Here is a 15,810-nt window from a genome sequence, read left to right on the forward strand (position 1 = left end):
AAGTATTTCATCAGGCTCGTGGTTTGACCGTGCCGCAATCCTGGCCCAGCCATACGGCGCGAGTATCGAGGCTACCCTTCTGTTGAATGCCGGTGGCATTGAATGTGCCGTTGACCTTAGTGGTGAACTCACGGTCACTGAGGAACGTGGCGACACCCGCACCCTGTGCTTTCGGACAGCTGAAACGGAATTTCCACTGATTGCCGGTGCGCTCGGTGATTTCCTGTTTGCAGCCCGATTGCGGATCGGTCAGCGGAATATTGTCGCTTTTGACCTGCTCCGGCGTCAGGCAGGCGCGAATACCTTTGCCACCCATGGTGATGCCCTGTTTTTCCAGCTGCGCGCGCTGTTCAGGGGTCATCTGGCTTTGTATCTGACCGAGGATCAGTTGCAGATCCGGCAGGTTCTGGTCATCGACCTTCATGTTACTCGAGGTCAATTCCCACAAACCCGGCTGCAGCATCTGCGCCTGAGCGGCCACAGGAAGTGCCAAACCCAGCGTAATGGCCAAACCCAGCAGACGAACATTCATCGTGTAACTCCTGATCAGTAGTGGCCGTTAGACGTCAGCCGCAAGCTTCGGTTCATGGCCCAATTAAATAGCGACATTCTGCCCGGAACATGGTCTGTTAAGCATTGAATCTTCAGGAGCAAGGCTGCCCCCCAATGGATTATTTCGGACCGCATATTTTCGGCTACACCATCGCCCTGCTGCATTCCCTGGGCACGATCGCAGCCATCCATGCCGTGTTGACCGTTCGAACTGCCCAAGGCTCGATCGCCTGGGCACTGTCACTGGTCTTCATGCCTTACCTGACACTCATTCCCTATCTGGTGTTCGGCCGCAGTACCTTCGACGGTTACATCAAGGCGCGGCGCCAGGCCAACGAAGAAATGCGCAAGGCCGTCTCAGAGCTCAACTGGCGCCCCTGGGTAGAGGAAGCACTCACCGCTCGCGCTTCCACCGCTTACGCGTCGTTAAGGGCCATGCCGAAGCTCGGGCGCATGCCATGCCTGGCCAACAACGACGTGCGGCTGTTGATTAATGGCCGGGCCACCTTCGATGCGATTTTCGATGCCATCAGCCAAGCAAAAGAAGCCGTGCTGATTCAGTTTTTTATCATTCACGACGACCGCCTCGGTCAGCGACTGCATAAATTGTTGCTGGAAAAAGCCGCCGAAGGCGTCGCGATTTACCTGCTCTACGACCGAATCGGCAGCCACTCCCTGCCCCACAGCTATGTTCAGTCGCTGCGCGACGGCGGTGTCGAGGTCAAAGCCTTCGCCACACGCAGCGGCTGGCTGAATCGCTTCCAGGTCAACTTCCGTAACCACCGCAAGATTGTGGTGGTCGATGGCATGCTCGGCTTCGTGGGCGGGCACAACGTGGGGGATGAATACATGGGGGAGAAACCACCCCTGGCACCGTGGCGCGATACCCATGTGCAGGTGCGCGGTCCGGTGGTGGCCTGCATGCAGGAATCCTTTGCCGAAGACTGGTTCTGGGCCGCCCGTTCTTTACCGCCACTGATCCTGCCAGACGTGTACCCGGACGACGGCGTATTGTGCCAACTGCTCGCCAGCGGCCCGGCGGATCCCTACGAGACCTGTTCGTTATTTTTCGTCGAAGCCATATACGCGGCAACCGAACGAGTGTGGATCACCACCCCGTATTTCATTCCCGACGAAGCGGTGTTTGCCGCTCTGCGTCTGGCGGTACTGCGTGGGGTGGATGTGCGGATTCTGCTGCCGTCGCGGCCCGACCATCGAATCGTCTACGCCGCCTCCAGCCTCTATGCCTTCGAAGCTGTGCGGGCCGGGGTACGGGTTTTCCGCTACGCGCCTGGCTTCCTGCATCAGAAAGTCGTGTTGATCGACAGTGAAATCAGCGCCATCGGCAGCGCCAACATGGATAACCGCTCGTTCCGTTTGAATTTCGAAGTGATGTTGCTGACGGTCGACAGCACATTCGCCGCCGAGGTGGAGCAGATGCTCAACGACGACTTTGCCCAGGCCCACGAAATTGCCAAAGAAGAGGGCCGGGAGACCCGCCGCCTGCAACAGCTCGGCATGCGGGTCGCCCGGCTCATTTCACCCATTCTTTAAGGGGTGTAAATATCGTCACGCGTCCATGGCAGTTCATGACTGCCATCGGCATGGGCCTTCACCGCGAGAATCTGGTGCAGGTTGATCCAGCCTCGGGCGAAGGCGTAGGCACATCCGGCCAGGTACAAACGCCAGATGCGCAGAGCCTGTTCCGGCACCACTTTGCCGGCGGCTTCAAGGTTGTCCTCCAGGCGTTCACTCCAGTGGTCCAGCGTGCGTGCGTAATGCAGGCGCAGGCTCTCGACATCGACGATTTCCAGGCCCGCTTCACTGATCTCGGCAGAGATCATCGACAGGTGCGGTAACTCGCCGTTGGGGAACACATACTTCTCGATGAAATCACCGGCACCGCGCCCCACCGGACGTCCGTCGGTGTGTTTGGCGGTGATACCGTGGTTCATCACCAGCCCACCCTCCTTCACCGCGGCGAACAGGGTTTTGCAGTACTCGGCCAGGTTGGCGTGGCCCACGTGTTCGAACATGCCAACGCTGACGACTTTATCGAATCGACCGTCCTGCGGCAGATCGCGGTAATCGAGCAATTGCAGTTCGACCAAGTCCTCCAGACCTTCAGCCTTGACCCGCTCCCTGGCCAGCGCCAGTTGTTCCTTGCTGAGCGTGATACCAAACACCTTCGCCCCGAACTCGCGGGCCGCATAGCGCGCCAACCCACCCCAACCGCAGCCGACATCCAGAAGATACTCGCCGGGTTGCAGGCGCAGCTTGCGACATAAATGGCGGAATTTTGCCTGTTGAGCCTGCTCCAGGGTTTCGCTGCCGGTCTCGAAATAAGCGCAGGAATACGCCATATCGCTATCGAGCCACAGCTGATAAAACGCGTTTGAGAGGTCGTAATGGTAGGAGATTGCCTTGGCGTCGGTTTCTTTGTCGTGGACGGTACGCACAGGCTGACTGTCGTCGTCCTCATTGAGCAACGCCTGGCTCCATTCATCGCAGACGCGGATCACGTCACTGATAGAGCCTTCCAGCTCCAGTTTGCCCTCGACGAATGCTGCTCCGAGCGCGTCCAGGCTGGGATGGGTGAACTGGGTAACCATTTGTGGGTCCTTGACCACAATCGTGACGCTGGGCGTCGGCCCCAGATTGAATTCATGGCCATCCCAGAGTCGCAGGCGTAGCGGTAACTGCAGATTCTGTAAGGCCGGTGGAAGTTGCGCGAGCATGGAGAATCCCCCTTGTTTCAGACGTCTGATCAGAGGTTAGACCATCTTGGAAAAATAGCAGGCTATCGAATTCATAGCCGTTTTCCATGATTCGCGCCGCCAACTCACACACGCCTCGAATACACAGAATGCCGTGTCCTCACCTTAAGTGACTGCGGACACGGCAGACAGTTCTAACGATTTATCTTTCATACAGCGCTGCGATTTAGAGCCGTTGGCGACGCAACGTCTCAGTTTTCATCCTTCAGTTTCGGCAAAGGTTCTTGAAACCGCAGCAGGCGTCCGGCGTTGCCCAACACCAGCAACGTGCTGAGGTTGTGCAGCAACGCTGCCCAACACCAGCAACGTGCTGAGGTTGTGCAGCAACGCTGCGATCATAGCCCCTGCCGCACCCAGCCAGCCGAATGCGGCGAAGGCGACGATAGCCAGCGTCCAGCCCAAACCAATAATCACGTTGACCTGCAACGTCTGTCGGCACTGGCGACTCAAGCGCACGCAGGTCCCGAGGCGTCGCAAGTCGCTGCCGATCAACACGATGTCGGCGGACGCCAGTGCAATGTCCGCCCCGCCAGCACCCATCGCCACTCCGACCACACCGGCCTTGAGGGCCAGGGAATCGTTGATGCCGTCGCCGACCACCATCGGCCGAAAACCACTGTCGATTTCCTTGAGCACGCGATTGAGTTTGTCCTCGGGCAACGCTTGCGCCTCAACGTCGCGGATGCCGACATCCCGCGCGAGGGTCTGCGCCACACTGTTGCGGTCACCGGTGAGCAACAGTTGCCGACCCAATCCCAGCTCGCGCAATTCGCTCAAGGCGAACTTCGCTTCAGGTTTGACGCTGTCTGCGAGTAGCAGCCAGGCGAGGAATTCACCGTTGAGCGCCAGCCCGGCGATCGGTCCGTCATGCTCGGGAACGGCTGAGGGGGTAATGCCCAAAAGAGCGAACAGCTCGGGTCGTCCGAGTGCAGCCTGGCCCTGCTCGGTCATCGCCACGACGCCTAGCCCCTGACGTTCGTGCAGGTCCGAGAGCAGCACAAAGTGCTCCTGCGTCACCAGCCCGGCCAGCGCCCGGCTGACCGGGTGACTGCTGGCGGAGCCGAGACTGGCGGCAAGTTTCAGCACATGACTGCGATCCTCCAGCGGGCTATCGATCGATTGCAGGCGCAAGGTGCCGAAGGTCAGGGTGCCGGTCTTGTCGACCACCAGTGACGTCAGGTCCGCCAGCTCTTCAAGAAATGCCGAACTGCGGATCAGAATCCCGTGCCGTGCGGCCACAGCCACACCGGCAATTGCCGTCGCCGGCGCCGACAGCACCAGCGCACAAGGACACGCCGCCACCAACACTGCGAGCATCGCCTGGGCATCGTTGGTAACGAACCAGGTCACCGCTGCCAGCAGCAACACCAGCACCATGTAACTACCGGCGTAACGCTCAAGCAAACGCGTGATCGGTGGCTTGGAGCGCTCGGCGTTTTGCATCAGCGCGATCACTTTGCCGAGGGTCGAATCTTGCCCGGTGCGAGTGACCTCGATGCGCAGCAAACCGTCGAGGTTGATTGCCCCGCCAAACACCGACATGCCGATGCCCGCTTCTATCGGTACCGATTCACCTGTAATCGACGCGGTATCCAGGCTCGCCTGTCCGGACAACACCCGGCCATCCGCCGGCACACGATCACCGGCGCGCACCTCCACCACGTCGCCCGCCTTGAGCGTGCCGTTGTCGACTTCGATGATGGCGCCGTCGGCCTGTACTTTGCGCGCGTGACTGCGCGTCAGTTTGCCGAGGGCATGAATGGCTTCCTGCGAACCGATGACGCTGCGCTCTTCCAGCACGTGGCCGAAAATCATGATGATGGGCAGCAACGCCGCCGTCAGCAGATCGCCCGTCGCCCAGGCACCGAGCATGGCCAGGGCGATCAACTGATCAGTGATGCCATGCAGGCTCGGATAACGCAGGCTGTACCACGCCGAACGCATCACCGGGACGGCCACCAGCAACGATGCAAAACCCAACAGCAACTGGCTGACACCGGTCTGCTCTGGCGATATCCAGCGCCAGAGCAGACCCAACGCGAGCAAGCCGAGTGCGAGCATCGCCAGGGTCAATTGGCGGGCGGCGCTGCGCTGTTCGGCCGAGGACAACAGGCTGGGTGCAGCCGTTTGCGCAGTCATTGTGCAGCTCCCTGAATGATCAGGCGGGAATCATCTTTGGGATTGACCGTGGTCACCGACCCCGCCTGACCGAGAATCTTCGGCATCCGCTCGCGGTAAATCCGCAGCAACATTTGCGGGTCGGTGCCTTGCTGTTGTGCCTTGGCGAGGCTCAATACCGTGGCCGTATCCGCCGACGCTTTCGCCAGCCGTTCACTGGCCTGAGCATGAGCGACTTGTAGCGCGCGGTCGGCCTGTTCGTTGGCCGTCTGAGTCAGCTTTTCGGCTTCAGTGCGCGCGTTCGCCACCGCTTTGTCGGCCTGCTGACTGGCGGTGAGTACGGCATTGAAGGCATTCACTGCCGGCCCTGGCAAACTCGACTGGACGTCGACGCGAGCGACTTCGATCCCAAGCCCTTGCCCGGTTGCCGTCAACTCTGCCAAGCGTTGATTGATGCCCTGCACCAGATCGCCTCGCAGACGCTCCCGTCGTTCGGCCGCCTGGTTGTCAGCGCCGATCAACTCCGGACGTGCCACCAGAATGGTGTCCAGATCGCGAGCAGCGGTCAGCGCGACGGCGCTGCGAGTCACCAGTCGATCCAATGCCGGCAGGATGTGTTCGCCTTGCAGCACGAAGGCATAGGGCTCAGTGACTTTGTAGAAAACCCGTACATCGAGTTGCACCACCCCGGCGTCACCGGTGAGCAAATATCCGGAGCCCGCCAGCGCATCGCTGATCGGCGTGGCGAAACTGGCGACGCGATCAGCCTGCAACGCGGCGTCGCTGCGCAACAGATTTTCCACCCGTCGTTCGATGACCCGGTCCGCCGCGGGCAACAAGATCACCTGCTCAAACGGGCGTGGCCAAGCCAACAACAGACCCGCATTCTGGATGCGATCCATCGCGCCGAAATGCAAAACCACGGCACGATTTTGCGGATCAATCTGACGCACATTGGAAAACGCCCAAGCCAAAGCTGCCAGAATCGTCACCGCGTACAACGCAAGAAATGCCAAACGCCCGGCCTGAATCCAGGGGCTGCCCAGTTCATTTGTTCCACGTGGAACCAGACTCATGGTTGCGATCCAGGCTTGGTTTCGAGCGTGGGCGGACCGTCAACCAGCACGCGGAATGGTGCAGCATCGGTGCGCAGGATCAGTTTTGTCCCCGGCGTTACCACTGTGCCCAAGGTATCGAGTGAACGCAGCAGGTTGTAGAGCTGCGGCGACCCGGCGTATGCACGACCGTAAATCTGCGCCGCTTCGACGCGGGACTGCGCCTCAATGTCCGCCGCTTTCACCGTGGCATCGGCTTGCACGATTCGCGCATCACGTTCCGCAGCCGAGCGAATTTGCGCCGCTTCACGCTTGCCGATAGCGGTGCGCTCGGTGGCAATGGTTTCACGCTCGGCGCGCATGCGATCAACCGTCGCCGTGAGCGTCACCGAAGGCAAGGTCAACCGCTCGATGCCGACTTGCAGCACGCGAACGCCATAGGTGGTGAGCAACTGCTGATCGATTTGCTGGCGCAACTGCGCTTCGAAATCCGCGATGTGCACCTGATTGGCGTCGGTGTTCACCAGGTTAGCCAAGTCGAAACTGCTGGCTGTTGTTTCCAGCGCCGAGCCAATGAAGGTCCGAATCTGTCGCGCGGCTTCATCGGGTTGATTCTGCACGGCGCGCATGAAGCGCTGCACGTTGTCCGGATCACCCTGCACCTGCCAGGCGACGTACGCTTGAACAATGATGCGCAAGCCATCCCGCGTCCCCACATCCTGCAACCCACTGGACGTGGTTCGCAGCCGCAGATCCACCGGAATCGCCGCTTCGAAAGGTGCAGGCCAGCGCCAGCCGAGACCCGGTTCCAACAGGACCCGCGCCGGATTACCGAAGCGCGTGATCACCGTCGCTTCGCCCGAACGCACCTGCACCAGGCTGGCTGCCGCAACCGCAAACGCAACGAGCAATGCCGCCCAGCCCATTCGCCGCCAGGGAAACGGGCCAGCCTCCTGTGGGTCGCCATGGTGGTGATGGTGATGACCGTGATGGTGCCCGCCATGGCCGTGATCGTGGCCGGCGTGATCAGCGTGATCGTGAGTATGCGACTGGCTCAATTGGCAGCTCCTGGCTGAGCGGTTTTAGGCGGCGCCACAGGGTCAGCCGGCAACGTAAACGTACGGAGGTCGATAGTCGGTGCATGGCTGCTGCCGCCCAGACGATGATCGAGCACCAGCAACCTGGCGTTGGCCAGCCCTTGGGAAAGTTGACCGAGATATTGCTCGAGCACGAAGGCTTGACCGGCACTGGCGTAGGCCTTCTGCTCGGCGCTGAATTTCAGGTTGGCGGCTTGTGCGTTGGCGTTGATTTCCCGTGCGCTGGCGGTCGCTTGATCGCGGGCAACGCTGGCCTGCAATTGCGCCCGGTTGGTGGCTTCAGCGGCGGCGCCACGCTCACGGGCAATCAATGCCTGCACGCCAATCTGCGCCGCTTGCACAGCGTGATACGCGTTGGCCGCGCCCGCTGGCGGGTGAATCGCTTCGACCACGGTGGCGAGGATTTCCACGCCGCTGTCGAGTTTTTGCAGATCCGCCTGCACGGCGCGGCCGATCTCTTGCGCCAGCCCTATCCGGTCTTCACCGAGCAAACCATCGAGGGTGCGCGAAGCGAAGTCGTGAACCAGAATCCGGCTGGCCGTACTGCGGATCAGTGTCGGCACGTCAGCGCTGATATAGGTCGCCGCCAATGCCGCCTGATCGGTCAGGCCAATGCGATAGACGAAGCGCACGTCCATGTTGACGATCTGGAAGCTCTGCTTGTCGGCGCGGCTGCTGGCGATCACCTGGGACTTGTCGTTCACATGGCTGGCGTCCCACAAGCGGTTGGCCGTGAGCGGTGCCAGGCCTTCGGCTGGCGCAAGCTGTGTCGGAGCGGATGCTTCGCCGACGCTGGTGGCCAACTCGTGAACCACACCGTTTTCAACATTCAGGACCCGACCCAATGGCCAAGGCAAACCCGCGTGCAAGCCAGGACCGAACACCTCCACCGGTTTGCCAAAACGTTCGTAGATTCCGCGGCCTTGCAGCGGTATTTCGTGCAGGCCGGTGAGTGACCAACCGACCATGGCGACAATGGCAAGCACCGGCAAAAATGCCCGGCGCATAAAAGTGAATGCCCAGATTTGCCGCAGATCGATGCCAAAACGGTTATGCAGTTCGTGCTGCAACGCCAGCAAAGGTTGTGGCGGCCAACGCAGCAGGTCGGCAACAAAACTGCGCGCCAGCAGCGCGGGTTCGACTTGCTCGCGGCGCGGACTGAACAAGGACAGCACCGCACGCAGTAGCCACTCAACTGCGACAAGCCCAGGCAACAGGCCAATCAGTACTGCCAGCCGCACAGGCCAAACCGACGTTTCACTGCCAAACAGCAAGCACAACGCGCCCAACACCAGGCTAATGATCGCCACCCGAGTCATCTGCGCCAAGGCGGCGGCTTCAGGCCATTGCGCGGGGTTTTCCTGGGCCAGATGACGCTCCAGCACCAACAAACCGAATGCAAGCAGTAACGCCAGGGCAGCGCCAATGGTGGCCGACAATCCTGGCGCAGTCGCTGGCAACGAGAGGTTCCAGGCGTGTTCGACACAGAGCACAACCAACAACGCCCAACCACCCAGCCACAGTGTTGGCGCACCAATCTGTTTGAGCATGATCAACCAGCGCTGACTGATTTTCTCCAGCAGCCGTTCATACCAACCCGTCGGCGTGTCGACTTCTTGCGCAACGACCTCCGCTAGCGGGGGATTGATCGCGCGGGCACGCCATTGCGTCACCCACCCGGCAGATTGAAATCCCGCGACTAACACCAGCAGTGCGGCGCTCTGGTTAAACAGCAACGCCGGCCAAAGCGATTGCGGTGCAAACAGCCCGACAAAAAAACCGCACAGCACGCCGACTGCCGCCAGCACGCCCAAGCCGATCGCGAGTTGACGCAAGCGCCGCCCTTGAACAATCGCCTGCTGAAAGCGTGGCAGCCCCGCTACCTCGGGCCCCTCTACATCTAGGTCGACTTGCATAGCGCTCCAGTGGTTATCTTTGCTCACGTCGAATTTCGTTACCATATAACGAAATCGGTGAAATTTTCGTGCTAATTCGCACTATCTAAAGATGCTCAGTCTGTCGCTTGGCTGAAGCCTTGACCGAAAGGCTTCGGAACGCACATATTACGTTCGTAATTTTATTCAAAGGCTAGGGTTACCCATCCGATCCCTTTCAATCCAGGAGAAGATCCATGAGCACTTACGATGTCGTGATACTCGGCGGTGGACCAGGCGGTTACAACGCAGCGATCCGCGCGGGTCAACTGGGTTTGAAAGCCGCTTGCGTAGAAGGTCGTGCCACGCTCGGCGGCACGTGCCTGAACGTGGGGTGCATGCCGTCCAAGGCATTGCTGCATGCTTCCGAGCTGTACGACGCGGCCATGGGAGCGGAATTCGCCAACCTGGGGATCGAGGTCAAACCCAGTCTCAATCTCGCGCAGATGATGAAGCAGAAAGATGAAAGCGTGACCGGGCTGACCAAGGGCATCGAGTTTCTCTTTCGCAAAAACAAGGTCGACTGGATCAAGGGCTGGGGGCATATCGACGGGCCGGGCACAGTCAGCGTCACTGACGCAGCTGGCGGCAAGACTGAGCTGAGTGCCAAGGACATCATCATCGCCACGGGCTCCGAACCCACGCCCCTGCCCGGCGTCGAGATTGATAACAAACGCATTCTCGACTCCACCGGTGCACTGTCACTGACAGAAGTGCCAAAGCATCTGGTCGTCATCGGCGCCGGCGTGATCGGGCTGGAGCTGGGTTCGGTATGGCGGCGCCTGGGCGCGCAGGTCACGGTCGTCGAATTTCTCGACCGGATCTGCCCCGGGGTGGATGGTGAAGCTGGCAAAACCCTGCAACGCTCGCTGAGCAAACAAGGGATCAGTTTCAAGTTGAGTTCGAAGGTGACGAGCGCAACCACGTCAGCCACGGGCGTGCAGCTCAGCGTCGAACCCGCCGCGGGTGGAACTGCCGAAATGCTCGAAGCCGATTATGTGCTGGTGGCCATCGGACGCCGACCTTATACACAGGGCCTGGGGCTGGAGAACGTTGGTCTTGCCACGGACAAGCGCGGCATGCTCGCCAACAAGGGGCACCGTACCGAAGCCGCTGGCGTCTGGGTGATCGGCGACGTGACGTCAGGGCCGATGCTCGCGCATAAGGCAGAGGACGAAGCCATGGCGTGTGTCGAGCAGATCGTCGGCAAGGCCGGGGAGGTCAATTACGATCTGATCCCCAACGTGATCTACACCAAGCCGGAACTGGCCAGCGTTGGAAAAACCGAAGAGCAACTGAAAGCCGAAGGCCGTGCCTATAAGGTCGGCAAGTTTCCCTTCACCGCCAACAGCCGGGCGAAGATCAATCACGAGACCGAGGGCTTCGCTAAAGTCCTCGCCGATGAACGTACCGACGAAATCCTCGGCGTGCATCTGGTTGGCCCGAGCGTCAGTGAAATGATTGGCGAATATTGCGTGGCCATGGAGTTCAGCGCCTCTGCCGAGGACATCGCCCTGACCTGCCATCCGCATCCGACCCGTTCTGAAGCCTTGCGCCAGGCTGCGATGAATGTGGAGGGGATGGCGACGCAGATGTAACACCAGCAAAAGATCGCAGCCCCTGTAGGCGCTGCCGCAGGCTGCGATCTTTTCGCTTTAATCAGGCAAATGCGTCAACGGTAACGGCCCCGGCGCTTTCACAGTGTGGATCGCAAAGTTGCTGCGGATATCGCTCACGCCGGGCAACTTCAACAGGCATCCAGTCAGAAAGCGGTCGTAGCCGCGCAAATCCGGCACCACCACTTGCAAGAGAAAATCCGATTCGCCGGACACCAGAAACGCCGAAATTACCTCCGGCAACGCCGTGACCGCCAGGCGAAACGACTCCGCCTGTTCGTCGTTGTGACGTTCAACCTTTACGCCGACAAACACGGTCAATCCAAGACCCGCTTCATCGCGATCGAGGTTCGCCTGATAACCCCGTATCACCCCAGCCTCTTCAAGCATCCGAACCCGACGCAAACAGGGCGACGCGGACAGGCCGATCTCTTCAGCCAGTTGCACATTGGTCAGGCGACCGTCCCGCTGCAATGCGGCGAGAATCTTGCGGTCGTAGGCGTCCAGTTTCATGGTTTGGCAGATCCCGATGGTCGAAAGAGCAATGATTGGCAGATTATGCCAAGGCTGCCCATTTTAGAAGCAAACTACGCAAGCACCTGCCCTGCCCTCGCGCCCTAAACTGGGCTATCAAATCGACATCGAATGGGGGTGCGACATGGCGGGACTCTGGATGTTTTTCATGGCATTGGCGGTGGTGTATCTGTTGCCCGGCCCCGACATGATCCTGCTGTTCCAGACCGGCGCACGTCAGGGCAAAGGCGCAGCACTCGCCACAGCGGTGGGGTTGGCGGTAGCGCGAGGCTGTCACGTGGTGCTGGCGGCGTTGGGGTTGGCGGCACTGTTCAAAGCGGCGCCCTGGACGTTTGACGTGGTGCGCCTGGCGGGTGCGGCGTATCTGCTGTGGATCGGCATCCAATGCCTGCGAACAACGATGCTTCCGAACTTGAATAGCCATCAACCGATCGAGAAAGCACGCTGGGGCGAAGCGATCCGCCGCGGTCTGCTGACCAACCTGCTCAATCCCAAGGCGCTGCTGTTTTGTTCCGTGTTGCTGCCGCAATTCATCAACCCACAGGCCGGCCCGGTGCTCGCGCAATTTACGCTCCTGGGCGGCGTGTTGGTTGGCGTCGGTTTGCTTTTCGACAGCGCCTACGCCTTGATCGGCGCGGCGCTCGGCCGTTGGTTGCAACGCAGTCCTTCAGCCCAGCGCCTGCAGCAATGGTTGTTCGGCAGCCTGTTGATCGGTTTCGCCCTGCGGCTGACCTTTGTCCAACAGGCTTGAGCCTTACTGCGTTTTGCGCCGGCGGCGAAAGATCAGCAGCATCGCGGCTGCCGCTACAGCCGCTACGCCACCCAGTTGCAATGGAGTCTTGTAAGGCCGCAATGCAGAGCGAGCAGCGTCGGTGATCTGGGTGACATAACGCTTGTCGGCGTTCTCGAAATCCGGATACGGGCACTGATGACCAAAGTCAGCCGCCCACTCCACAAACGGCCCCTCTTTGACATAGCGCTGATAGAGCGCACTTTGATCTTCAAGGCTGCTGTTCCACCCGGCCGCCTCACACAGCACAGCGGCAAATGCCTGGCTGGTATGAGGCAAGTGATCCGCCGCGCGATTGGCCAGGGCCGTGGCGACAAACCGGTAGTGATAACGCTGATCAGGCCGGGCCGCGCTGGCTTGCTGGCGTTTCACCTCGTCTTCGGCCACCAGCGGCCCGACCTTCAACTCAGTGTTTTCAAGGCTGTAGCTACCGCCGAACGTGGCGTAGTCCGGAGCCATTTCATAGCCGAGGATATCCATGCCCCACTCACGTGCCGTCCAGGCGGCATTAAACAAGGCAGCAGCGCGACGGGTCGGCCACCAAGCAGTATCGGCCGCCAGACGTTGTTCGCCATACAGCCTGGCCTTGTGGCGCAGCCCGTCGTTATCGAAATAGGCCGGCGCCTCTTCATAATGCCCTTCACGCAACAAACGCCGACCGAGCAAATTGCGCAGGCTCGCCGCCACCGGCAGCGGCACGTAGTTATCACGCTGCTGTTGGGTAAGCGGCGGCGGTGCCGGGACTTGAGTGTCGACGTAATGCTTGAGTTCTTCGAGCGTCAGGACACGCTCGGCAACCGTCGCCGCGTCGAACCAATAGATACTTTGGCTGCGATAGAGCTGGTCGAACGCCTGCAGGTAATCCCCGCGTTGCAGGGCCAGAATCGCGCTTTCGCCATCCACCCGACATTTGGGTTGCAGCGTTTCATAATCGAAGTCCGGCGTCCGGCGATCACCCCACGACTCATTCTGCGGAAAGGCCTGTGCCGCTTTGGCATACGCCGCAGCCGCCGCTGTTTTATCGCCATCACGTAGCGCCAGCTTGGCGCGTAACCACCAGGCCAGCCCGCCGTCGCCAGCCTGTTCAAGGAACGCATTGGCACTGGCGTAATCGCCCTGTTGATAATTCACCGCTGCCAACCGATCCGCGTTGTCGAGACTGCCGCGCGTGCTGTTCTGCAGCGATTTGATCAGCTTCGATTCGTTTGCCGGTTGTTCACCGAAGGACCAGCCGAGTCGGCTGATCAACGATGCCGTCACCAACTGCTGCACCGGTTTGTTCTTGAGCAATTCAGCCAGTTCCGTCTCGGTCATGGCCGACAGATCCGCCATCAACACCTTCAACGAGGTGTAGCCCACCGCTGAACCGTGAAGGTTTTGCGTGGCATAAAGTTCGATGGCGCTGTTCCAGTCGCCCGCAGTGCGGGCAACACGGGCCTCTTCACCGAGACTGGCGACCCCCAGTTCCAACGGGTCACTGAAGCCGCCGATACTCAGCTGTCGGGTTTGCTCGAAGGCCTTGCGCGCTTGCGTCAGCAGGTCAGGGCGCGCGCCCGCTTCCGAGCTCATGGCGAACAGCGCCCGGCCCAAGGAATACGCCGCCCAAGTGCTGCGCAACGCCCGTTGATCGGCAGGTAACGCGAGCACTTTCTGAAAGTACTCTGCCGCCAAGTCATGATCATCGACTGCAAATGCCGCGGCACCGGCCAGATAAAGTCTGACCTCGGTCGGCAGACTCGCGCCTTGCTCTTCGACCTGGCGAGCATCGGTGAGCCCGCGCAACTGTTTCACCAACGCCTGCTGCTCAGCGGTCAAACCGCTTTGCTCGGCCTGACTGCGCTGTTCTGCGTATTCGGGATCTTCCATGCTGTAGGCGGTAGCGCTGACATTTTTCAACCCGGGAATGGCGTGCCCCAGACGACTGACTTCGAAGTTGAAGTTGCCTTCCGGCAGTTCCGCCAGCGACTGGCCCCGGTTGTCCAGCAGACGCATGGGAAAATCCGGCCCGCACGCCAACGCCGATCCCAGCGGCAGGCTGAGGCTCAGGCAGAGCAGATGACGCGGCCAGTTACGGGTGAACATTCGAAGCTCCTTGATCAATATTCGCGCAGCGTGCCCAACCGATGGCGCGCTGCCCTCCGGCCGCTATTCGACCGTCACGCAAGCGGATGAAGGTAAGCAGATCGGGACTTTGTTGCAATGCATAACCGGCCAGCGCATCGGCGCCTTCGCAACCCTGCACCGCCAGCGTCAAACGTTCTGGCCAGGCGTTGTCGAGGTTGCCGTTGTTCTCGATAGCGATGTCATAGAGGCCTTCATCAGCCGAGAGTTTCAGCGACAACTGACTATCGAGCGCGTCACCACGGGACACTGCGCGCAGCGTCGTCAGGCTCCAGGCTCGACGGTCATTGATCAATGGCAGGCGAAACCAGATCAGGCCAGCCAGATGCGCCGGAGGATCATTGCGCAAGTGGATTGCAAGCTCACTCAGTTGCTGCGGATCGGCCAGCAACTCACGGCGCTCACCATCACGTTCGAGGCGTACCTCGCTCTCCACGATGGGCGCACCGCTGGTGCTCGACAACAACGCCACACCGTAGGCCGGCAATGCCAGATAGAAGGGTTTTGCGCTGATGCGACTCCAGGCTTTGGCCCATTGCCGCGCTTGCTCGGGATCAAACAAACCACGACGCGGATCGCTCACCGCGTGCACTTGCAGCACACTGCTGTCGACGGTGGATAACAGCGCCGGTAACTCAGGACTGTCGAGCCAGGCCGGCAACGCCGTGATGCTCAGGGGCAACGACGCCGGCAACACCGGACGTAATTGCATGAGGAATTCACGGTAGGCGGGTAGCCGGGAGATGCCCGCGTCGTGGTCGATTTCCACACCGGCAAGGTTCAGCCCCTGAGCCTGCCAATCGACGATCACCTGCTGAATCTGCACCGCGACCTCATCCTGATTCAACGACTTGAGCTGACCATCGAGGCGAATCACCGCGATCAGCGGACGACCATCACGCTTGAGCAACAGCGGATCGATTCGCGTCCGACTCCAGCCGGCCTGGGGGAAAGCCTGCAGGGCCAGCACACGCAAGGTGGAAAAATCTGTGCGGCTGTCTGTCAGCGCCGCTTCATGGGCTGGCGTCCATTGTCGTTGCCAGATGTAGAGCTGTTGATCGAGTGCTGGCAGGTCTTTTTGGTCGCAGCCAGCTAGCAGCGCCAACGTTGTCAGCACGATGATCAAGCGAGAGAAAAAAACCATGAAACGCCTATCCCTGAAATGCAGAAAGGGCCAGTCACGGCCCTTTTTCGTTCTGCCTCTACCCTACTCAGC

The 15,810-nt window shown here is 60.3% G+C and carries 11 protein-coding genes and 1 pseudogene; 3 read left to right on the forward strand and 9 right to left on the reverse strand.

The window, feature by feature from the left end:
- Positions 1–10 precede the first annotated feature (10 nt).
- Positions 11–532, reverse strand: coding sequence for a DUF3617 domain-containing protein (locus KHO07_RS28625; RefSeq protein WP_150704996.1), 522 nt, complete (start codon positions 530–532; stop codon positions 11–13).
- 134 nt (positions 533–666) lie between these two features.
- On the opposite strand from KHO07_RS28625, the gene cls reads away from it, so the two are divergent.
- The gene (gene cls / locus KHO07_RS28630) at positions 667–2,106 is read left to right on the forward strand and encodes a cardiolipin synthase (protein ID WP_150735887.1); all 1,440 of its coding nucleotides are present in this window, start codon (positions 667–669) and stop codon (positions 2,104–2,106) included.
- Here the strand turns inward: cls and cfaB are convergent.
- From cfaB to KHO07_RS28655, 5 genes and pseudogenes are all read right to left on the reverse strand, one after another.
- The gene (gene cfaB, locus KHO07_RS28635) at positions 2,103–3,290 is read right to left on the reverse strand and encodes a C17 cyclopropane fatty acid synthase CfaB (RefSeq protein WP_150735888.1); all 1,188 of its coding nucleotides are present in this window, start codon (positions 3,288–3,290) and stop codon (positions 2,103–2,105) included. The genes cls and cfaB overlap by 4 nt on opposite strands.
- A 327-nt stretch (positions 3,291–3,617) precedes the next feature.
- Positions 3,618–5,441 (reverse strand): annotated as a pseudogene (locus tag KHO07_RS28640) (heavy metal translocating P-type ATPase); the annotation flags it as partial.
- 23 nt (positions 5,442–5,464) lie between these two features.
- The gene (locus tag KHO07_RS28645) at positions 5,465–6,523 is read right to left on the reverse strand and encodes a protease modulator HflK (RefSeq protein WP_150735890.1); all 1,059 of its coding nucleotides are present in this window, start codon (positions 6,521–6,523) and stop codon (positions 5,465–5,467) included.
- Entirely contained in the window at positions 6,520–7,560 is a 1,041-nt protein-coding gene (locus KHO07_RS28650; protein ID WP_075947021.1) for a protease modulator HflC, read from the reverse strand. Before KHO07_RS28650 ends, KHO07_RS28645 begins: the two co-directional genes overlap by 4 nt.
- Entirely contained in the window at positions 7,557–9,515 is a 1,959-nt protein-coding gene (locus KHO07_RS28655; protein WP_212626143.1) for a protease modulator HflK, read from the reverse strand. The genes KHO07_RS28650 and KHO07_RS28655 overlap by 4 nt, the downstream gene beginning before the upstream one ends.
- Positions 9,516–9,730: 215 nt before the next feature.
- On the opposite strand from KHO07_RS28655, the gene lpdA reads away from it, so the two are divergent.
- Positions 9,731–11,131 carry a dihydrolipoyl dehydrogenase gene (gene lpdA / locus KHO07_RS28660; RefSeq protein ID WP_212626144.1) on the forward strand — a complete coding sequence of 467 codons (1,401 nt, stop codon included), beginning with the start codon at positions 9,731–9,733 and terminating at the stop codon, positions 11,129–11,131.
- 57 nt (positions 11,132–11,188) lie between these two features.
- Here the strand turns inward: lpdA and KHO07_RS28665 are convergent, their stop codons facing one another.
- Positions 11,189–11,662 (reverse strand): Lrp/AsnC family transcriptional regulator, encoded by a 474-nt coding sequence (locus KHO07_RS28665; protein WP_212626145.1) that lies wholly within the window; start codon positions 11,660–11,662, stop codon positions 11,189–11,191.
- 145 nt (positions 11,663–11,807) lie between these two features.
- Between KHO07_RS28665 and KHO07_RS28670 the strand changes: the two genes are divergently transcribed.
- Positions 11,808–12,434, forward strand: a complete 627-nt coding sequence (locus KHO07_RS28670; RefSeq protein WP_212626146.1) for a LysE family translocator — start codon at positions 11,808–11,810, stop codon at positions 12,432–12,434.
- A gap of 3 nt (positions 12,435–12,437) precedes the next feature.
- On the opposite strand, the gene KHO07_RS28675 is transcribed toward KHO07_RS28670, so the two are convergent.
- Positions 12,438–14,555, reverse strand: coding sequence for a hypothetical protein (locus KHO07_RS28675; RefSeq protein ID WP_212626147.1), 2,118 nt, complete (start codon positions 14,553–14,555; stop codon positions 12,438–12,440).
- Positions 14,542–15,738: a DUF3142 domain-containing protein gene (locus KHO07_RS28680; RefSeq protein ID WP_212626148.1), complete on the reverse strand. Its 1,197-nt coding sequence runs from the start codon at positions 15,736–15,738 to the stop codon at positions 14,542–14,544. Before KHO07_RS28680 ends, KHO07_RS28675 begins: the two co-directional genes overlap by 14 nt.
- Positions 15,739–15,810: the final 72 nt, after the last annotated feature.

Source organism: Pseudomonas sp. PP3 (genome assembly GCF_905336995.1).
Classification (GTDB): Bacteria; Pseudomonadota; Gammaproteobacteria; order Pseudomonadales; family Pseudomonadaceae; genus Aquipseudomonas; species Aquipseudomonas reinekei.